This window comes from Prochlorococcus sp. MIT 0603 (assembly GCF_000760215.1).
Taxonomy (GTDB): Bacteria; Cyanobacteriota; Cyanobacteriia; order PCC-6307; family Cyanobiaceae; genus Prochlorococcus_E.
The window spans coordinates 178,513-199,747 of sequence record NZ_JNAW01000004.1 but is presented as its reverse complement, the minus strand read 5'-3'; the positions used below and the strand labels follow the sequence as shown (position 1 = coordinate 199,747).

17 protein-coding genes are annotated in these 21,235 nt (G+C 38.6%); 11 read left to right on the top strand and 6 right to left on the bottom strand.

Annotated elements, in window-relative coordinates:
- Nucleotides 1-98 precede the first annotated feature (98 nt).
- Nucleotides 99-974, top strand: a complete 876-nt coding sequence (gene lipA / locus EV07_RS08030; RefSeq protein WP_036919275.1) for a lipoyl synthase — start codon at nucleotides 99-101, stop codon at nucleotides 972-974.
- On the opposite strand, the gene EV07_RS08025 is transcribed toward lipA, so the two are convergent.
- Together EV07_RS08025 and gltB are read right to left on the bottom strand one after the other, a co-directional pair.
- Nucleotides 952-1,284, bottom strand: coding sequence for a YciI family protein (locus EV07_RS08025; RefSeq protein ID WP_036919273.1), 333 nt, complete (start codon nucleotides 1,282-1,284; stop codon nucleotides 952-954). The two genes, lipA and EV07_RS08025, sit on opposite strands and share 23 nt — an antisense overlap.
- 26 nt (nucleotides 1,285-1,310) lie before the next feature.
- Nucleotides 1,311-5,870, bottom strand: coding sequence for a glutamate synthase large subunit (gene gltB, locus EV07_RS08020; protein WP_036919270.1), 4,560 nt, complete (start codon nucleotides 5,868-5,870; stop codon nucleotides 1,311-1,313).
- A gap of 256 nt (nucleotides 5,871-6,126) precedes the next feature.
- Between gltB and rpsL the strand changes: the two genes are divergently transcribed.
- The 7 genes from rpsL (at nucleotide 6,127) to EV07_RS07985 (ending at nucleotide 12,537) form a co-directional block, all read left to right on the top strand.
- Nucleotides 6,127-6,501, top strand: coding sequence for a 30S ribosomal protein S12 (rpsL, locus tag EV07_RS08015; RefSeq protein ID WP_036919267.1), 375 nt, complete (start codon nucleotides 6,127-6,129; stop codon nucleotides 6,499-6,501).
- Between the two features lie 41 nt (nucleotides 6,502-6,542).
- Nucleotides 6,543-7,013 carry a 30S ribosomal protein S7 gene (gene rpsG, locus EV07_RS08010; RefSeq protein ID WP_036919266.1) on the top strand — a complete coding sequence of 157 codons (471 nt, stop codon included), beginning with the start codon at nucleotides 6,543-6,545 and terminating at the stop codon, nucleotides 7,011-7,013.
- Between the two features lie 92 nt (nucleotides 7,014-7,105).
- A complete protein-coding gene (gene fusA / locus EV07_RS08005) occupies nucleotides 7,106-9,181 on the top strand; it encodes an elongation factor G (RefSeq protein WP_036919264.1) in 2,076 nt (691 codons plus the stop codon).
- A gap of 46 nt (nucleotides 9,182-9,227) precedes the next feature.
- Nucleotides 9,228-10,421: an elongation factor Tu gene (gene tuf, locus EV07_RS08000; RefSeq protein ID WP_036919262.1), complete on the top strand. Its 1,194-nt coding sequence runs from the start codon at nucleotides 9,228-9,230 to the stop codon at nucleotides 10,419-10,421.
- 135 nt (nucleotides 10,422-10,556) lie between these two features.
- Nucleotides 10,557-10,877, top strand: coding sequence for a 30S ribosomal protein S10 (rpsJ, locus tag EV07_RS07995; protein ID WP_036900594.1), 321 nt, complete (start codon nucleotides 10,557-10,559; stop codon nucleotides 10,875-10,877).
- Between the two features lie 64 nt (nucleotides 10,878-10,941).
- Nucleotides 10,942-11,604, top strand: a complete 663-nt coding sequence (locus EV07_RS07990) for an LON peptidase substrate-binding domain-containing protein (protein WP_036919775.1) — start codon at nucleotides 10,942-10,944, stop codon at nucleotides 11,602-11,604.
- A gap of 3 nt (nucleotides 11,605-11,607) precedes the next feature.
- The gene (locus tag EV07_RS07985) at nucleotides 11,608-12,537 is read left to right on the top strand and encodes a methyltransferase domain-containing protein (protein ID WP_036919259.1); all 930 of its coding nucleotides are present in this window, start codon (nucleotides 11,608-11,610) and stop codon (nucleotides 12,535-12,537) included.
- On the opposite strand, the gene pheA is transcribed toward EV07_RS07985, so the two are convergent.
- Nucleotides 12,527-13,390, bottom strand: a complete 864-nt coding sequence (pheA, locus tag EV07_RS07980) for a prephenate dehydratase (RefSeq protein WP_036919257.1) — start codon at nucleotides 13,388-13,390, stop codon at nucleotides 12,527-12,529. The two genes, EV07_RS07985 and pheA, sit on opposite strands and share 11 nt — an antisense overlap.
- A 54-nt stretch (nucleotides 13,391-13,444) precedes the next feature.
- Here pheA and EV07_RS07975 point away from each other — a divergent pair, with 54 nt between their 5' ends.
- On the top strand, nucleotides 13,445-13,960 hold the full coding sequence (locus EV07_RS07975) for a DUF1997 domain-containing protein (RefSeq protein ID WP_036919773.1): 516 nt from the start codon (nucleotides 13,445-13,447) through the stop codon (nucleotides 13,958-13,960).
- A 6-nt stretch (nucleotides 13,961-13,966) separates the two neighbouring features.
- Here the strand turns inward: EV07_RS07975 and EV07_RS07970 are convergent, their stop codons facing one another.
- From EV07_RS07970 to EV07_RS07960, 3 genes are all read right to left on the bottom strand, one after another.
- On the bottom strand, nucleotides 13,967-14,542 hold the full coding sequence (locus EV07_RS07970) for a ribonuclease HII (protein ID WP_036919254.1): 576 nt from the start codon (nucleotides 14,540-14,542) through the stop codon (nucleotides 13,967-13,969).
- Between the two features lie 2 nt (nucleotides 14,543-14,544).
- Nucleotides 14,545-16,482, bottom strand: a complete 1,938-nt coding sequence (locus EV07_RS07965) for an Rne/Rng family ribonuclease (protein WP_036919252.1) — start codon at nucleotides 16,480-16,482, stop codon at nucleotides 14,545-14,547.
- A gap of 247 nt (nucleotides 16,483-16,729) precedes the next feature.
- A complete protein-coding gene (locus EV07_RS07960) occupies nucleotides 16,730-19,408 on the bottom strand; it encodes a TIGR03960 family B12-binding radical SAM protein (protein WP_152557609.1) in 2,679 nt (892 codons plus the stop codon).
- 98 nt (nucleotides 19,409-19,506) lie between these two features.
- Between EV07_RS07960 and EV07_RS07955 the strand changes: the two genes are divergently transcribed.
- Together EV07_RS07955 and clpS are read left to right on the top strand one after the other, a co-directional pair.
- On the top strand, nucleotides 19,507-20,733 hold the full coding sequence (locus EV07_RS07955) for an LL-diaminopimelate aminotransferase (RefSeq protein ID WP_036919250.1): 1,227 nt from the start codon (nucleotides 19,507-19,509) through the stop codon (nucleotides 20,731-20,733).
- 61 nt (nucleotides 20,734-20,794) lie between these two features.
- Nucleotides 20,795-21,106: an ATP-dependent Clp protease adapter ClpS gene (clpS, locus tag EV07_RS07950; protein WP_036919246.1), complete on the top strand. Its 312-nt coding sequence runs from the start codon at nucleotides 20,795-20,797 to the stop codon at nucleotides 21,104-21,106.
- Nucleotides 21,107-21,235 lie beyond the last annotated feature (129 nt).

Sequence of the window (21,235 nt, the reverse complement as noted above, 5' to 3'; positions counted from 1 at the left end):
CTTATATGTATTTCCTTGAATATGGAATTACTTCTATAAAAATTTGATCAATGTTTAAACGAGCTATCAATTCTTGAGAAATTTGTTTTATTACGATAATGAACACTCATAAACCAGAATGGTTAAGGGTTAAGGCTCCGCAAACCGAACGTATTGGACGAGTTGCAGATTTGTTGTCGGATTTAAATTTAAATACTGTTTGTCAAGAAGCTAGTTGCCCTAATATTGGTGAATGTTTTGCAGGAGGAACTGCAACTTTTTTGATAATGGGTCCTGGCTGTACCAGAGCATGTCCATATTGCGATATTGATTTTGATAAAAGTGTTCGTGGCCTTGACCCTTCTGAGCCAGAACGTCTTGGAGAAGCTGTCAAAAGGCTTGGCTTGAACCATGTCGTGATTACTTCTGTGAACCGTGATGATTTAAAAGATGGCGGTGCAAGTCAATTTGTCAAGTGCATTAATGAAGTGAGAGTTAGCTCGCCAGGAACAACTATTGAATTATTAATACCTGATTTCTGCGGGAATTGGGATGCTTTAAGTAAAGTGATAGCAGCCTCTCCAGATGTGTTAAATCACAATATAGAAACAGTCCCAAGACTTTATAAGAGAGCTAGACCTCAGGGGGTTTATCAACGTTCATTGGAATTATTACTTCGTGTTAGAGAAGAAGCTTCAAAGATATATGCAAAGTCAGGGTTAATGGTTGGCCTTGGAGAAACGGATGATGAGGTAATGAGCGTACTTTCAGACTTGCATGATAACAATGTAGATATTGTGACAATAGGTCAGTACCTTTCTCCAGGCCCCAAACATTTGCCTGTAGATAGATTTGTGACTCCCTCACAGTTTAATCAATACAGACAAGAGGGAGAGATGCGTTTTGACTTCTTGCAGGTAGTTAGCTCTCCTTTAACGCGCAGTAGTTATCACGCAGGGGAAGTTCGGAGGCTTATGAAGGATTATCCTCGTTGATTTTATTTAATAGTTCACCAATAACGGGAACCCATTGATGAATTTCCCATTCCACCAAGTGATTCTTAATCATTGGATCATTCATCACAATTAGTTTTGCTTCGTTGAAATCATTAGCTTCTAAAATAAGAAATCCTCCGCCTCCAGGATGGCCAAGATCATTTATTAAATAGCCTGAAGCTACTTTTTTTCCAGTATCTTTTAATTTTGCAGCCCATCGCATGTGAGCTTGAATGAATTGACTTCGTTTTTCTGGAATCAAATCAAGAGTTTCTTTTTTAAACTTTTCAGTCTTAATAAAAAGAGGCATTGATCATTCTAAAAACCTTTGATATTTCATAAGCCAACCTTCTCTTTTTCGCTTGGGGGGACTAAAAGCTTAAATAGCTTTTTTGCAGTCTCCCAATCTTTTATTATCTTTTCTGCTTTATAACTTTTTGTTTGTAACCAATGCTCGTGAATTAAGGGCCTTAAAATATCTTCTTGCTTCTTATTTGCTAAAGGAGAAATGTCTACAATCTCTTTATTTACTAGACGCCCAACTTGCTCATCTTCATCTAATAAGAAGGTGATTCCACCAGTCATTCCAGCGCCAACATTTCTACCTGTAGATCCAAGTACAACAACTATTCCACCAGTCATGTATTCACAGCAATGATCTCCAGTGCCCTCTACAACTGCTTTTACTCCGCTATTCCTTACTGCAAAGCGCTCCCCAGCTTTCCCAAGTGCAAATAACTTGCCGCCCGTTCCCCCATATAAACATGTGTTGCCTAGGATTACTTGATTTGATGCATCCTCATTATTTCTTGGTGGAACTATGGTAATTCTTCCTCCATTCATTCCTTTCCCTACATAATCATTAGCTTCTCCGATTAAGTGAATATGCATGCCCTGTAACAAAAATGCCCCGAAACTTTGCCCAGATGCTCCCGTAAAAGTTATTGCAAGACTCCCTTGGAAACCATTGTTACCATATGATTGAGCAATATTGCCAGATATTCGAGCACATACACTGCGATCAGTATTAACTATTGGTATTTTGCGGGATACATTCCCATGATTAATTATTGCATTGAGAATCTCTTCGTCTTCTAAAAGTTGATTTTCTAAAATCTGACCATTGCTATGAGGACTTTGTTTGTGAAGTAGCCATGAACGGTCAGCAGATTCTTGAATTGGTGCTAGAAGTGAAGATAGGTCAAGCCTTTTTGTTTTTGTAAGATCAAGGTTTCGAGATTGAAGTATTTCTGTTCTGCCAATTAGATCTTCTAAACGAGAAAAACCTAAGGTGCTCATTATCTGCCTAACTTCTTCTGCAACAAATAAGAAGAAATTCACTACATGTTCAGGAAGGCCTGGAAAACGTTTCCTTAAGGCTTCTTGTTGTGTAGCGACACCTACTGGACATTTATTGGTATGGCATATGCGTGCCATGATGCAGCCTTCTGCGATCATGGCGATAGAACCGAAGCCATATTCTTCAGCTCCAAGGAGAGCTGCAATAACAACGTCCCAACCGGTTTTCAGGCCCCCATCCGCCCTAAGCAAGACTCTATTTCTTAGGCCATTCTCTAACAAAGATCTATGTACTTCTGTTAGGCCTAATTCCCAAGGCAATCCAGCATGTTTGATAGAACTAAGAGGAGAGGCCCCAGTTCCACCATCGTGACCAGAAATTTGGATTACATCAGCGTTAGCTTTTGCTACACCTGCAGCAATGGTTCCTATACCTATTTCTGCTACTAGTTTTACACTGACCTTTGCTTCTGGATTTATTTGATGCAGATCGTGGATTAATTGAGCTAAATCTTCAATGGAATAGATATCGTGATGTGGTGGAGGCGAAATGAGCGCGACACCAGGCTTGCTATTTCTTAGCTTTGCAATATATGCATCTACTTTTGCACCAGGTAATTGCCCTCCTTCTCCTGGCTTTGCGCCTTGAGCAACCTTGATTTCCAACTGTTTGCCACTTCGTAAATATTCAGGTGTAACACCAAATCTCCCTGAAGCTATTTGTTTAATTGCAGAACAAGCTGTGTCTCCATTTTGCAGGCCTTTGAGATTAGGCAATGTGGCTGAGAGGTTGTCTTCGTCTACGTCATCAAGAATCTTGAACCTTTGTGGATCCTCTCCTCCTTCACCACTATTGCTTTTCCCGCCAATTCTATTCATCGCTATTGCTAGAACTTCATGGGCTTCTCTAGAAAGGGCTCCTAAGCTCATTCCACCAGTACAAAATCTTGTACAGATGCTTTCCACACTTTCAACTTGATCTATAGGAACGGGCTTTTTCTTCTCGCGAAATGTCAACAAATCGCGTAATGCAGTAGGTGGTCTAGATTCAAGAAGTGATTGATAGGTTGCAAAGTGGTTGTAACCTGGACCTGCTTTAACTGCAGCATGCAATGCCTTAGACATTGCGGGGTTGTTTAAGTGAAATTCACCCCCACTGCGATATTGAACAAAACCAAAAAACTCAAGTTTTTTCCGATCAAGTTCAGGATATGCCTTTGAATGAAATGAGAACGTTTCGTTTGCTAATTCTTTAAGGCTTAAACCAGCGATTCTGCTAGTTGTCCCTTTGAAAGCAATATTGATAATATCCGCTCCTATGCCTACTGCTTCAAAAATTTGAGCACCGTGATAGCTGGCTAAAAGAGAAATTCCAATTTTTGAGAGTATTTTGCGTAGTCCATCTTCTAAGGCTTGTTTTAAGTTTGCTTGAGCTTTATTGATCGTTAAACCTGGAAGCTTATTACTTTCAACTAGCTTTTGCGTTTTGGGACTTTCCCACCAGTGGCGTGTTGTTTCCCATGTTAACCAGGGACATATTGCACTTGCTCCATACCCAATAAGACATGCTACGTGGTGAGTACTCCAGCATTGAGCAGTATCTACAATTATTGATGCATCAAGTCTGAGCTTTCGATCTAGCAAATAGTGATGTACTGCTCCTACAGCTAGTAAAGGAGGTACATATGTTTGATTTGCATTTATTCCTCGGTCAGAAAGTATTAGTAATCTTATCCCATTTCTTACTGCTGAAGCGGCCTCAAGACATATGTTCTGCAATGCTTGCTCAAGACTTTGGAAATTTTCTTGTATATTTATTAGGGTGGATATTGTTTTAACTTTTAAGTCTTTATTGCCTAGTTCAATGAGATCATTTTCATTGAGAATAGGAGAATTAATATTAATTACTGAAAATGAATTGTCTTTTGGGACTAATGAAGAACCTCTTTTGCCCAGATGCATTTCTAAGCTCATAACAAGCTTTTCTCTTAATGGATCAATAGGAGGGTTGGTTACTTGAGCAAATCTTTGCTTGAAGTAGTCGTATAAGAGATGGGGTTTGTTTGAAAGAATTGCAAGGGGAATATCATCTCCCATGCAGTATGTAGGCTCTTTCCCCCCACTGGCCATGGCATCAATAATAATTTCTAGATCTTCTGCAGAGAATCCAAATGCAGTTTGTTTTGTTAGTAGCTCTAAATCATTCAAATTTGTGTTATTTAGCCAAGGCTGATTGCTTAGAGTTGAGCTATTTTTCGAAAGCCAATCTTGATATGGGTATCTATGTGCAGCTTCTTGCTTAACCTCCCAATTTTTCAAAAGTCTTCCTTCTTTGAGATCAACGGCCAACATTTGTCCAGGGCCTAACCTTCCTTTTTCAATAATGTCCCTCTCATCTATTTCAACTACACCTGTCTCAGACCCCATGATCACAAGATTGTCCTTGGTTACGCAATAGCGGGCAGGCCTTAAACCATTCCTGTCTAGGGTTGCTCCTATAAAACATCCGTCTGAGAAGACAAGAAGGGCTGGACCATCCCATGCTTCTTGAGTACATGCTGAATATTCGTAAAATGAGTTTATTTCTGGTTGTTGTTCAAGTTCTGGTTGATCTCTAAAAGCTTCTGGGACTAAGGTAAGCAGGCTGTCAGTGATAGGTCTTCCACTTCGAACTAGCAGTTCAAGTGTTGCATCAAGATTAGCTGAATCACTAAATGAAGGATTTACGATTGGCTCTATATCTTGTGCAGATTCTCCCCAAATTTCTTTTAGATGAACTTCTGTTGCTTTTGCCCAGTTTAAATTACCTAGGAGAGTATTTATTTCTCCATTGTGTCCAAGCAACCGCATTGGTTGTGATAGTGGCCAACGAGGTAAAGTATTAGTGCTGAACCTTCGATGATAAATAGCAAATGCAACTTCAAAGTTTGTGTCTTTGAGATCTTGATAGAATTCAGATAAGACAGTTGATCTGACCATTCCTTTATATACAACTGTCCTCGTACTTAAAGATGCAATATAAGGTTTCTCTTCAAGATTTTTTAGTGATTTAGTAAGACGTTTTTGAATTCGTTTTCTCAATCTGAATAATAAATTCTCAAGATTTTCCTCTTCTTGGATTCCTTCTACAAGCCATTGCTCAATAAAAGGTGCGGTTGTCTGAGCTAATGGGCCAAGAACTGAAGTATTGACAGGTACTTTGCGCCATCCTTTTGTAGTTAATGAAAGTTTTTCGGCTTCTTCTTCAAATATTATTTCAGCTTTTTCTCGTAGCTCTTCGTCATTTGGCATGAAAACCATACCTAATCCAGTGGATTTGTGAGAGCAATTCGCTTCAGGCCAAACTTTCTCTAAAAAGCCCCAAGGTATAGCGCATAGAATACCCGCTCCATCCCCTGAATCACTATCCCCTCCACATCCTCCTCTGTGTTCCATACACTCCAAACCTCGAAGTGCTTGCTCTAAAATCCAATGACTTGCTTTTCCTTCAACTTGGGCTAAAAAACCAACTCCACAAGCATCTCTTTCCCCCGCCAAGGCCTTTGGAGAACTGCTATCACAGTATGGGAAATTAGCAATATGTGGTTCGTTAAGCATGAATGCAAGCAAGCTTTTAGATAGATTCGCCTTAGTTAAGTGAAAACAGCACAATAGGTATCAAATGATCCTATGGAGGTTTATTAATAGATTTACAACCGGAAGAGGTGAAAAATCAATTTTTTGAGGTCTTTGTTGTTTAATACCTTCGTTTTCAGATAAATGCTTTTTGGAAAAAACTTTTTCGTGCACTTTAGATTGTAGAATAGAAGATTATGGATTCGGGTCCAAAACTTACTGACCGAGTCAATCTTCGATGCCAACCATTCAACAGCTAATTAGAACTGAGCGCTCGCGTCTTACTCGCAAAACCAAGTCGCCAGCATTGCAGTCATGCCCTGAAAGAAGGGGTGTTTGTACAAGAGTTTATACATCTACTCCTAAGAAACCTAATTCTGCCTTACGCAAAGTAGCAAGGGTTAGGCTTACTTCTGGCTTTGAAGTTACTGCTTATATACCTGGCATAGGTCACAATCTTCAAGAACACTCAGTTGTATTGCTCCGTGGAGGGCGAGTTAAAGATCTCCCAGGAGTTCGTTATCACATAATTCGAGGTACCCTTGACACTGCTGGGGTTAAAGACCGTCGACAGTCGCGCTCCAAATATGGCGCCAAGGCTCCAAAGTCATAACAAAAACTAATTCAATTATCTAAAAATTATTAATTAAACTTATGTCAAGACGAAACGCCGCAGAGAAAAGGCCAGTTTTACCTGACCCACAATTTAATAATCGCTTGGCAACGATGATGGTTGCTAGATTAATGAAACATGGAAAGAAGTCCACGGCTCAGAGGATTTTATCTCAAGCTTTTGGTTTGATTAATGAAAGGACTGGCGGAGATCCTATAGAGCTTTTTGAAACAGCTATAAAGAATGCCACTCCTCTCGTTGAAGTAAGGGCTAGGCGAGTTGGGGGTGCAACTTATCAAGTTCCTATGGAAGTTCGTCAGGAACGTGGCACAGCAATGGCTTTAAGATGGCTTGTCAATTTCTCCAGATCCAGAAATGGGAGAAGTATGGCTCACAAGCTTGCAGGTGAGTTAATGGATGCTGCAAATGAGGCTGGGAGTGCAGTACGTAAACGTGAGGAAACCCATAAAATGGCTGAAGCAAATAAGGCTTTTGCTCATTATCGTTATTGATTTTTAGATAAAAACCTCTAAAAGATTCACTTTTTACCTGTTGACCTGTAGAGTCACATCCGCTTTTAAATCTTGCAACTGGAGTAATAGCTGTGGCTCGAGCCTTCCCCCTAGAACGAGTTAGGAATATTGGTATTGCAGCACATATTGATGCTGGAAAAACCACTACAACTGAAAGGATTCTTTTCTATTCAGGTGTTGTTCACAAAATTGGTGAAGTCCATGATGGTGCTGCTGTCACAGATTGGATGGCCCAGGAAAGAGAAAGAGGCATAACCATCACAGCTGCTGCCATTTCAACCAGTTGGCAGGAACATCGGGTTAACATTATTGACACTCCAGGTCACGTCGACTTCACTATTGAAGTTGAAAGATCTATGAGAGTCCTGGATGGAGTCATAGCGGTTTTTTGCGCTGTAGGTGGAGTTCAGCCACAGTCAGAGACAGTTTGGAGACAAGCTGATCGTTATACAGTGCCTCGAATGGTCTTTGTCAATAAGATGGATCGAACAGGGGCTGATTTCTTAAAGGTTTATGGACAAATAAAAGATCGACTTAAAGCAAATGCTGTGCCAATTCAACTTCCTATAGGTTCAGAAGGTAATTTAAGTGGGATTATTGATCTAGTTGGAAATAAAGCATATATATATAAAAATGATCTAGGAACTGATATCGAAGAGACTGATATCCCTTCTGAAATGGCAGCTGAGGCAGCTGAGTGGCGAAGCAAATTAATGGAAACTGTTGCAGAGACTGATGAAGAATTAATTGAAAGTTTCCTTGATAATGGGGAATTATCAGTTGAGCAGTTGAAGAAAGGTATTAGAGAAGGTGTCTTAAAACATGGACTTGTCCCAATGTTATGTGGATCAGCTTTTAAAAATAAAGGTGTTCAGTTGGTTTTAGATGCTGTTATTGATTATTTGCCTGCTCCGATAGATGTTCCGCCTATTCAAGGCATTTTGCCAAATGGCAAGGAAGATGTAAGACCATCTGAAGACAATGCCCCCTTTAGTGCATTGGCTTTTAAAGTAATGGCTGATCCATATGGGAAATTAACTTTTGTAAGAATGTATTCAGGTGTTCTTGAAAAGGGTAGTTATGTACTCAATTCAACTAAGGATACGAAAGAAAGGATATCAAGATTAGTAGTTTTAAAGGCAGATGATCGTGAGGAGGTTGATCAATTACGTGCTGGTGATTTAGGTGCTGTACTTGGTTTGAAAAATACAACCACTGGTGACACATTGTGTTCAACAGATGACCCCATTGTCCTTGAGACGCTTTTTGTTCCTGAACCAGTTATTTCAGTTGCTGTTGAACCTAAAACTAAGGGTGATATGGAAAAACTTTCAAAGGCTTTGATTTCTTTAGCTGAGGAAGATCCAACATTCAGGGTTAGTACAGATCAAGAAACAAATCAGACAGTTATAGCTGGAATGGGCGAATTGCACTTGGAGATTCTTGTCGATAGGATGCTTCGTGAGTTTAAAGTTGAAGCAAATATTGGAGCACCTCAGGTTTCTTATAGAGAAACAATCAGATCTAGTTCAAAAGGAGAAGGGAAATACGCTCGCCAGACAGGTGGAAAGGGACAATATGGTCATGTTGTTATTGAAATGGAACCAGGTGAACCCGGCTCAGGGTTTGAATTTGTTAATAAAATTGTTGGAGGTGTTGTTCCTAAGGAATATATTGGACCAGCTTCAAATGGTATGAAAGAAACTTGTGAATCTGGCGTCTTGGCGGGTTATCCATTAATTGATGTCAAAGTAACGATGGTTGACGGTTCTTTCCATGATGTTGATTCATCTGAAATGGCTTTTAAGATTGCTGGCTCAATGGCATTTAAAGACGGAGTTAAAAAATGCAATCCAGTCCTACTCGAACCCATGATGAAAGTAGAAGTTGAGGTGCCTGAAGATTTCTTAGGTTCTATTATTGGAGATCTTTCTTCTCGTAGGGGTCAAGTTGAAGGTCAATCTATTGATGATGGAATTTCAAAAGTTCAGTCCAAGGTTCCTTTGGCAGAAATGTTCGGTTACGCCACCCAACTTAGATCTATGACTCAAGGCCGAGGTATATTTTCTATGGAGTTTAGTCAATACGAGGAAGTCCCTCGCAATGTTGCTGAAGCAATCATCTCTAAGAATCAGGGTAATTCCTGATATCTTCATCACCAATCGTCTATTATTAAACTGATTCTTTAAACAAATGGCCAGAGAGAAGTTCGAAAGAAACAAACCACATGTCAACATTGGGACAATTGGACATGTTGACCATGGTAAAACTACCCTTACCGCAGCTATCACAAATGTGTTAGCTAAGAAAGGGCAAGCCCAAGCTCAAAACTATGGTGATATTGATGGTGCTCCAGAAGAAAGAGAGCGCGGTATCACTATTAATACAGCTCATGTTGAATATGAGACTGATGGCAGGCACTATGCCCATGTCGACTGTCCAGGCCATGCTGATTATGTAAAAAATATGATCACAGGTGCTGCGCAGATGGATGGAGCAATCCTTGTTTGTGCTGCCACTGATGGCCCTATGGCTCAAACTAAGGAGCATATCCTTTTGGCAAAACAGGTTGGAGTGCCTGCTTTAGTTGTTGCACTGAATAAGTGTGACATGGTTGATGATCCTGAGATTATTGAACTTGTTGAGATGGAAATAGGCGAGCTTTTAGAAGGTTATGGCTTTAACGATGTTCCAATTGTTAAGGTATCTGGACTTAAGGCATTGGAAGGTGAAGCTGAATGGGAGGGAAAAGTAGAGGAGTTAATGAATGCTGTTGATGAATCTATACCTGAGCCTGAGCGAGAGGTTGATAAGCCTTTCTTGATGGCTGTAGAGGATGTTTTCTCAATTACAGGTAGAGGTACAGTTGCAACTGGAAGAATCGAAAGGGGTAAAGTAACTGTTGGAGAAGAGGTTGAGATAGTTGGTATAAGAGATACCCGTCTAACAACCGTTACCGGTGTTGAGATGTTCCGTAAGCTTTTAGATGAAGGTATGGCAGGTGACAATGTAGGCCTTTTGCTTAGAGGTATTCAAAAAGAAGATATTGAGCGTGGAATGGTTTTGGTTAAAAAAGGTTCTATTACACCTCATACTCAATTTGAAGGCCAGGTCTATGTTCTTAAGAAAGAAGAGGGTGGAAGACATACTCCTTTCTTTGCAGGTTATAGACCTCAGTTCTATATTCGTACCACTGACGTGACTGGACAAATCACAGCTTTTACAGCAGATGATGGAAGTAACGTTGAAATGGTTATGCCTGGTGACAATATTAAAATGACAGGAGAACTAATTTGTCCTGTTGCTATCGAACAAGGAATGAGATTTGCTATTCGTGAAGGTGGCCGAACAATTGGAGCAGGGGTTGTTTCCAAGATAATTAAATAAAAGATAACTGATAACATATTTTTTGTCTTATCATCAGTTAACTTGTTAAAGGGCTTTAGATCATCTGAAGTCCTTTTGAATCTTGAAAATTCATTGTCAAATCCTCATTAGAGGTAATTCAACGGAATTAAACTTATGTCAACGGCAATCGCTCAGCAAAAGATAAGAATCCGCTTAAAGGCTTTTGACAGGCGGATGCTAGACCTTTCTTGTGAAAAAATCATTGAAACTGCAGATAACACTGCGGCCACTGCAATAGGGCCTATACCTCTTCCTACAAAACGAAAGATCTATTGTGTTTTGCGTTCTCCTCATGTTGATAAGGATTCTAGAGAGCATTTTGAAACTCGGACTCATAGGAGGATTATTGATATTTATAATCCTTCAGCCAAAACGATAGATGCTCTTATGAAGCTTGATTTGCCCAGTGGTGTTGATATTGAAGTTAAGCTTTGATGATTGAAATGCATCAATATTGAAAAGATTTAAGTAGTATCTATATATGTTTGGGAAGGTTCCCGTGACCGAAATATCTGTCAGGGAATTGCCTCTGTTTCCTCTGCCTGATGTTGTTTTATTTCCTCAGGAGATTTTGCCGCTCCATATCTTTGAGTCAAGATACAGAATTATGCTTCAAACAGTTCTGGAAACAGATAGCGTTTTTGGAATTGTCCGTGCAGATCCTTCAACTAAGAAGATTGCAGATGTTGGTTGTTGTACTCGAATAATCAAACATCAAAAATCTGAAGACGGACGCAGTAATATCATCACAGTTGGGCAACAACGTTTCAGGATACTTGAGATTATTAGAGAAGCACCTTTTTATGTGGCAATGGTTAGTTGGATAGATGATGATTCTTCTGCTAATTCAGATGAATTAGAAAGGCTTTCTGATTCGGTTTTACTTGCATTGAAAGATGTTGTTTCTTTAACAGGTAAATTAACAGATTCCGAAAGAAGCTTGCCCGAAGAATTGCCTAAAGATCCTGTAGATCTATCATTTTGGATAGCGTCTCATTTGGGGGGGCCAGTTGCAGAAGAGCAACAGAACTTATTAGAAATGTTAGATACTATGAATAGATTACAGCGCGAATATCAGATGTTAGATCACACAAGAAAGCAGCTTGCTGCAAGAACTGCATTGAAAGATACACTTTCTAATGTTGACAAAAAGAATAATTAATTAATGCTTCCTTTTCTCATCTTTCTTGGAGTCGTTCTTATTGGTTTAGCATTATTTATTTGGATATTGAATGATAGAAAATACAAGTCTTCTAAGACTGTTTCTTCTTCTTATGATGCATGGACGAATGATCGACTTTTAGAGAAATTATGGGGCGAACATATTCATCTTGGTTATTATCCACAATCTTCTAATAAAACTGATTTTAAACAAGCAAAGATAGATTTTGTACATAAATTAGTTCAATGGAGCGGTTTAGATAAACTCCCTAAGGGCTCAAGAATCCTTGATATAGGTTGCGGCATTGGAGGAAGCGCAAGGATCTTGGCTAAAGATTATGGATTTGAAGTTGTTGCCATAACTGTTAGCCTTGAACAGGTCAAAAGGGCTAATGAGCTGACTCCAGATAATCTTTTATGTGATTTCCAATTGATGGATGCATTGGATTTGGATTTTGAGGATGGAACTTTTGATGGCATATGGAGTGTTGAAGCTGGTGCACATATTGCTGATAAACAACTTTATGCTGATGAAATGCTTAGGGTGTTAAGACCAGGTGGTGTATTAGCTGTAGCAGATTGGAATAGGCGAGATTTTAAGAAAGGCGGACTAAATTTGATAGAAGGCTTTATTATGAAACAGCTTTTAAATCAATGGTCCCATCCTGAATTTTCAAGTATTAGATCCTTCCAACAAAATTTAAGAGAGAGTAAGTATTCAGCAGGTATAGTCGAAATTAATGATTGGACTGAATATACATATCCATCCTGGGAAGATTCAATAATTGAAGGCATAAGGAGATTTGATGTTCTCATTGAATTAGGTCCAAAATCATTTATTCAAGCCCTTAGGGAAGTACCGACAATACTTGTTATGAAATGGGCATTTGCTAATGGATTAATGCAATTTGGTATTTTCCGTTCTAGGGGTTGAGATTGTTTGCTAAGTTGAACTGACTATTTTTATATCTGCCAAAGTAAATAATATTTTCACAAAAAGGTTTTAATAGAGTGTTTAGATCTTTGCTTTTATCTATAGATTCTATACTTAATTCAATGTCTACAAAGAATATATATTCTCCTAACTCTCTTTTTGAGGGCCGTGACTCTATTCGACTCATATTAAGCCCAAGATCTGAGATGCATTTTAATGCTTTTAATAATGCTCCAGGAGTATTTGAATGAAGAGAAAATGCAAAACTTGCTATGTCAGTTTGATTATTAAAGCTATTTTCTTGATCGCTAAGTAATACAAACCGAGTACAATTACCTGCAACATCATTAATAGGATAGGCCAGGATTTTTACTCCTTTGATTTCAGAAGATGTTTTAGATGCTATAGCAGCTCTAAATTTACTTCCCTCAACCATTCTTACAGCTTCTGAGGTTGAACTGGTTGGTAATTGAACAGCATTGGGTAGATTTTCATGAAGCCAATTAGTGCATTGTGCAAGGGCTTGTGGGTGAGATAATACTTCTGAAATGTCCCTTAAGGATCCACTACTGATTAATGCATGACGTATCGGCAAGACAATCGCTCTTTGAATAAATAAATCTTGATAACTCCATAAAGAATCTAATGTTGCTGTTACTCCACCTTCCACAGAGTTTTCGATAGGTACTACAGCAGCTTTACAATCTTTATTAGCTAGATGTTCGATGACATTCCTGATTCCTGAATATGGAACAAACTCTGGCTGTGAAAGGCTTTCTAGCTTTGCCAAAGCACAAGCTGCCTCTTCAGCATATGTTCCTTTAGGTCCGAGATAGGCCACTTGTGTTGGCATTATTTTAAAAAGAGTGCAAGTGTCGATAGGATCATGTCGCGTCAATTGCCAATTATGTCTCTGGCTTTTAATGCTCGACAAAAAATTGACTTACCTGTCAAAAAGAATGTTCAGCGACTTCCTGATTATCTCTTACAACAGGAAAGGGTGGTTGGAGCAATGCTTGATCCAAAAAAGCTTGTAGCGTTAGGTCAAGGTAGTTTTCGGTATACTGTTACCAGTTTTAAGGTGTTTCAGCTAGAGGTAAACCCTGTTGTATCAATAGCTGTTGTAAATAGTGAAGGTAACAAGTTGCAAATGCATGCAACTGATAGCGAGCTCAAAGGCCTTGGGTTGGTAGATGATTTTGAATTGATGCTTGATGCAACATTAATTGCTACGGACGAAGGCTTGGTGGGAGAAGCCTTTTTAGGAGTAAGTGTTAGTCAACCACCTTTGTTAAAATTAATACCACCAAAAATATTGGAATCAACTGGGCAATCAATTTTAAATGGTATTTTACTTGGAATTAAGTCTCGAGTAGGTCAGCAGTTGGTTCGTGATTTCTCTTCCTGGTGCTTAGAACAATAAAGCCAATTACTTGATCTTCGAGAGAAATGATTTTCTATGGAGTTTAGTTGCCCCTAGTTTTATTAGTGCTTTGCGATGTAAAAGCGTTCCATATCCAACATTCTTTTCTAATCCATATGAAGGATATGCTTGTGCCAATTGTTTGATGAGTTCATCTCTAGTGACTTTGGCCAAAATACTCGCTGCTGCTATTGCTACTGATTTATCTTCTCCCTTGACGAGTGTCTTTTGAGGCCCTTCCCACGATCTTAAAGGGAGACAGCCATCTATTAAGAGAATTTCAGGTTGAGGAATCAATTTATGCACGGCCCTAATCATTGCCTTTTCTGTAGCCAACCTTATCCCTAGTAAATCAATTTCTCTTGCAGATGCTTGTCCAATTGACCAATTCAGAGCATATTCTTTAATTATTGGTAATAGAGACATTCTTTTTTCTGGAGATAATTTCTTACTATCTTTTACTCCAGAGTTAATCAAGTAAATCTCATTTTGTTTTTCTAAAATTACTGCGCCAGCAAATACAGGACCAAATAATGAGCCTTTGCCTACTTCATCTAAACCAGCAGTTCTTAACTCTTGCAAGATTATGTTGCAGCTGAAGAGCGCCTTCTCCGTCTGCGAGAATCTTCTGCTTCTTGTTCAGTTAGGTTTGAATCTTGTGTCGTTGTTTCGTCTATGCCATCTACCTTGTGATTGTCTTTTTCATTGGAAGAGCGTCTTCTTCGTCTGCGTGTATCTTCTGCTTCTGGTTTTAATGAATCTGTTGAGTCTGCCATCTCTATATTTGAGATGTTTTCGACTTCGACTTTGTTCTGCTGATTGATTTCTGGATTCGAATTAGTAGTATTTCCCTCTATGCTATTTATCTCATCTGGAACTTCTGATTTCATTTTATTAGATAGGTTTTGAACTTCTGCTTCTAATTCTTCTGATCTAAGGTTAATTGACTTTTCGATCTTATTATTCTTGCGGACTACTTGAATAGAATTTTTTTCATTAATATTAATTGGTTGCTTTTCTAAGATTAATGTTGGGTTTAGCCCTAAAGTACTGTATACAAACTCTTCTTCTTCTGTCATTTCAATAATTATATTCTCTGCTTCATTTTTAGGATTTGTTTTTTCTAAGTTATTTTCTTTGTCAAAAGATCTTTGTGAAATATTTGAAATTACCGCTTCATGATTCTCATTAGTAGATTCATTAATTTTGTTCTTGTTGTTGACAACTATATTAACCTCATCATTATTCAAAGAACCATTTTGAATTAAATTGCTGTTTAATGTGGATGGATTTCTTTTGTCTTTGTCAGTTATGTTGGCAATATGTCCTAATCCGGAACAATTAGAGCATTCTTTGCTAAATAACTCATAAATATTTTGGCCTTGTCTCTTTCTTGTAAGCTCTACCAATCCTAATTCAGTTAATTGAGATATTTGTGGACGCGATGCGTCGTCTTTTATTGCAGATGTGAAATATTCTAAAAGTTGAAGTTGGTCTCTTCGTGATTCCATATCAATGAAATCAATAATTATTACTCCGCCTATATTTCTAAGCTTTAATTGTCTTGCTATTTCTATGGCTGCCTCACAGTTGGTCCAAAGAACTGTTTCACGAGAGTTAGAGGAACGTGTAAATGAGCCTGAATTGACATCAATGACGGTGAGGGCTTCTGTTGGTTCAATTATGATATAGCCTCCTGAAGGGAGGTCTACTCTAGGTTTCAGGGCATTTAGGATTGCTAAGTCAATCTTGTAATGTTCAAGTATATTGTCCGATTGCTTGTGGCATTGAACAGTTACTTTTGCATCATCTTGAGAAAGGTACTTTTTAGCCCTATCACTACCCTCAGTTGTTTCAAGGATAACTTCAGATAATTCTGGATTAATATGATCACGCAAAACTCTTTGTATAAAATCTTCGTCACGGCTTAAAAGAGTAGGAGGAGTAGCTCGATCTGAAGCTTGTTGTATTAATTCCCATTTTTTGAGAAGACTTTCTAGATCATCAATTATTAATTCTTCTGATACAGATTCAGCTTCAGATCGAATTAAAATTCCTGTCCCAGGAGGCTTGATTAATACTCCTAATGCTTTAAGACGATTCCGTTCATTTTCAAGGTTAATTCTACGAGAAATATTGACACCTTGACCATTAGGTTGAAGAACTAGATATCTTCCAGGCAGCGCTAAATTACCTGTTAGGCGTGGGCCTTTATTCCCAGTTGGCTCCTTCATTACTTGTACTAAAACCTTTTGATTAGGTCTGAGTAATTCAGTAATACTTGCGGCGCTCTGCTTAATTTTCAGAGGTCCTAGATCGGTAACATGAATAAATCCATTTTTTTCACTTGCACCAATGTTTACAAAGGCAGCATCTATACCAGGAAGGACATTTTCGATTGTCCCTAAATAGACATCTCCAATTTGGTAACGACCCTGTGCAACGATTAATTTGTCTACTCGGCCATCAGAAAGCAATGCTGCTATTCGCTCTTGCTCTGCGACGATAATTTTCTGGGGCATATAAAGAAAATTAGAACTGTTTGCTCTGATTTGAAAATCAATTTGCAGTGAAACTGCATTTAGTCAGATAAAAGTTAAACTCTAAGTTCTTTGGAAGGAATAATGCAGAGCACTAGCTCTTTCTGAAGGTTGATTGCTGAAGATCCGGATATTACCCCCCGGATATTTGAGTTTACGACGGGTTTTCTTCCAAAATAACTTAGGCTAAGTGAGCTCTTACTGAGCCTCCTTTTAACCCAATATAATTTTAGCATCTTTCTAAGATAAGCTCTTCTCTTTTTATATTTTTAATTGCTAAATCTTGACCTAAAGATTTAGCTATCCAATATTGAATATGCATAGGTTTGATGCTTTGTCCTATAGGAGATATGAGGGCTTGCAACTCGATAGACATAGCCTCTAGTGGCTCTGCATTATTGCCATTTATTAGCCTTAAACTCTTTAATTGAGACTTTAAATCCCTTTCTCGATGACGTCCTTTTTTATCAGTATCTACCCAAATTAATGATTCTGCATTGAGAATGCTTTCTAAAGAATCATTCCATTGATGAAAAGTATATTTTTCGTTTGTTTGACTTTCTAAATTGAAACTCCAGTTTGCCTGTATAAGTTGTTGTGAGAGGCTCTTTTTATTGATAGCTATTTTACTGGCTTTAATCAAATGTATGCCTTTAGGTAAGCATTTTTGCAGCTGTTCTTTCAAAGATGAAGGCTGGATTTCTTGAAAGAAATCCATATCCATCCATTCTCCTAGACCTTCTATCCCAAGAGGTAAAGCAAGAGCGAGTTGCAATCGTGGAAGAGCATGAAATCCTCCGGTATAGCTAATTGGCAAATCACTTCTCCTTAAGGATCTTTCTAGTAATCGAATTAGGTCTAGATGACTAATTAAATGCATTGGCGATGTCTTTGAAAACTGAACTCTTATACGACATTGCTTTGTCGTGTGAGGAGGCTTTGTTTTGTTTTGAATAGGTATTGGAGAGGAAGTGATGATTTGGTTATGACCTAACTCTGGTCCACATACACCACAACTACTGCAACTATTAAATGAACAGTCTGGAACAGTTTTTTCTGATAGTGCTTTTTGGAGATCTTTCCTTAACCATGCTTTGTCTATTCCAGTGTCGATATGATCCCAAGGGAGAGGTTGTGAACACAAATGCATTAAATCATTTTTCTGGAGAGTTTGAGTAGTACCCCAATTTCCCATTTCCAACTTTCTAAAGTGACCAAAAAGCCCTGCCTCTGAGATAGCTTCTGACCATGCTTTATATGCACGATCTTGAGATTCAAACCAGGCATCCATACCTGCACCACGTTTCCATGCAGACTCAATCACCGGTGCCAATCTCCTATCTCCCCGACCAAGGAAATCTTCTATGGCAGAAATTCTTACATCTGTATAATTAGCTTTTATATTTTTCAATCTAAGTTGGATGAATTCATCTTTAAGAATTTTTTGCCGCCGAGTTAATTCTTTAGTTGAAACACTGTGCCATTGAAATGGAGTATGAGGCTTGGGAGTGAAATTGCTAATAGTGATATTTAACTTTAATCTCCCAAAATCTTCTTTGCATTCTTCTTGGATCCATTTACATGTTCTGGCAATGCCTTTAATGTCCATATCCTCTTCTCCTGGCAGTCCAATCATGAAGTAGAGTTTAATCTTTTTGTATCCATGTTCCATGGCCTTACGTATTCCATGGAGAAGCTCTGCATCAGTTAATCCTTTATTGACAATATCGCGAAGGCGTTGACTTCCTGCCTCGGGTGCAAAGGTTAGCCCTGCCTGTCTATTACCACCAAGTATGTGGGCAATATTGTCGTCAAACCTATCGACCCTTTGGCTTGGCAACTGTAAAGTGATGTTTTTGTCTGCTAATCTATTCCTAAGTTCTATACCAACTGTAGGTAGTGATAAGTAGTCACTACAGCTTAATGATAATAGAGAAAAGTCGCTGTACCCAGTTTCTTGAACACCTTTTTCAACTGCTGCGATAACTTCTTCTGGCTCAACATCTCTTGCTGGACGTGTAAGCATACCCGGTTGACAAAAACGACACCCCCGTGTGCAACCTCTTCTTATTTCAACGGTTAGCCGATCATGTACTGTCTCAACGTTTGGAACTAAACCAAGTGAATAATATGGTATTGGTGTTGCCACTCGTCTAATAATTCTTTCTGGTACATTTGAGGTTAGGGGTTTCAGAGATAGGAAGTCTCTTGATGGTTGATATAGTGATGGAACATATACGCCGGGTATTTCAGCAAGGCTGCGAAGAGTTTCAGATCTTTTGGCTTGTAATTCCTTTGATTTAGAAATAACTAATCCAATTTCAGGAAGAAGCTCTTCACCATCTCCAAGAGCAAAGAAATCAAAAAAGTCAGCATAAGGCTCTGGATTGCTAGTTGCAGTAGGCCCTCCTGCAAAAACTAATGGTATTGAGTTTGGATCCGTTAGCGGTAGGTCAGCTCGATCTTTTGCATAGATGTCGATATGAGACAGATCAAGCATTTCTAAAATATTTGTTGCGCCTAGTTCATAACTAAGACTGAATCCGAGTACATCGAAGTTTTTAAGTTGGCATCTGGACTCAACTCCAAATAACCCGATTGAATTTTTTTTTAAATGGTTTGCTAAATCAGGTTCAGGAAGATATGCTCTATCGCAAACTTGATTAGGAATACTGTTGAGAATTGAGTACAGAATGATGTGACCTAAATTACTTGCTCCTACTTCATATAGTTCTGGGTAACTAAGTACCCACCGTACATTTGAGGAGTCCCAATTTCTTTGTTCTGTACCTAGTTCATGGCCCATGTATTGGGCTGGTTTATGAATATTGACATCAATCAATTTCTCAAAATTGATTGGCTTGCAAAGATTTTTCTCTTCCGCAAAGGAATGAATTTCACTAGACACAATCGAAAAACATTTTCCTTTATATATCCTATGCAGTTTTGCTTCACATAGATACCTTTCCCCAGGCAATATACAAATGGATTTACCAAATTCTTCTCGTGGTTCAGGTCAACAGTAATTATCTAAAGCTTAAAGCTGGTTATCTCTTTCCAGAGATCTCTAGAAGAGTAAATGCTTTTTCTCAGGCGAACCCCCAATCAAACCTTATTCGTTTAGGGATTGGTGATGTTACAGAGCCTTTGCCTCAAGCCTGTTGTAAGGCCATGCTAAAAGCAATTGAGGAAATGGGAACCAGCTTAGGTTTTCATGGATATGGTCCCGAACAAGGTTATTTGTGGCTTAGAGAAGCAATAGCCATAAATGATTTTCACTCCAGAGGATGTGAAATTTCTCCAGACGAGATTTTTGTTTCTGATGGTTCTAAATGTGATAGCAGCAACATTCTTGATATTCTTGGTTCAGGTAATCGAATTGCAGTAACTGACCCTGTTTATCCAGTATATGTAGATAGCAATGTTATGGATGGGAGGACTGGGGGAGCATCAAAATCTGGACAATACGAAGGATTGTTATACATCCCTTTGAATTCAGATAATGCTTTTCAAGCAGAGGTCCCCGAAGAGCCTGTTGATTTAATTTATTTATGTTTTCCGAATAATCCAACTGGTGCTGTGGCTAGTAAAGATCATCTAGCAAGATGGGTTGATTATGCAAACAAAAACAATGCATTGATTTTGTTTGATGCTGCTTATGAGGCTTTTATTCAAGACCCGTTGATCCCGCATTCTATTTTTGAAATTGATGGATCAAAAGATTGTGCGATTGAATTTCGTTCATTTTCTAAGAAAGCTGGTTTTACTGGAACCCGTTGTGCTTACACAGTTATTCCTAAATCATTAAAAGGTAAAACTTCTAATGATGAACAAGTTGATTTGTGGTCGCTTTGGAATCGTCGTCAAAGTACGAAGTTTAATGGTGTTAGTTATATTGTCCAAAGAGGAGCAGAAGCGGTTTACTCATCAGAAGGAGCGATAGAAACTAAAAACCTAGTAAGTTTTTATATGAAGAATGCAGAAATAATCCGCAATAAATTATCGATGGCTGGCTATAAGGTTTTTGGAGGTCAACATGCCCCTTATGTGTGGATAGAGGCCCCGAAAGGTATGAATTCCTGGGAGTTTTTTGACTTTTTGCTTAATAATGCAAATGTCGTTGGAACTCCTGGGAGTGGATTTGGTACTGCTGGAGAAGGCTATTTCCGACTTTCAGCTTTTAATAGTCTCGAAAATGTAGAAGAAGCTATGAGAAGGATCACTAGCATTTGATATACATTATGCTTTAAAGTCCTAATCACTTTTAAAGTAATTTCAATTAGCCATTTCTAATATGGTGGAAAATCCAAGTTGTACCTCAGGCGGTGCTGCAGTTGTTGAGAGACAAACTGAGAAGGTGAGGAAGATATCGCCAAGATATAAGGTTCTTCTTCATAATGATCCAATAAATTCAATGGATTATGTTGTGAAAACTTTACGTGAGGTTGTTCCACAACTTAGTGAGCAGGACGCTATGTCAGTTATGTTGGAAACCCATAATAATGGGATAGGATTAGTTATTACATGTGATCTAGAGCCTGCGGAATTTTATTGTGAGTCTCTCAAAAGTAGAGGTCTTATAAGCACTATTGAACCAGAAAACTGAATAATCTAATTACTACTTTTTGGAAGACTTCGGCGACTCAACTTTGTCGTTTTATACCTACGGTAATTTTTTTTCCAATACTGTATTTACTGAGTTGGTTCATAGTGCAAGCTATGCAGCTTTCTCTTT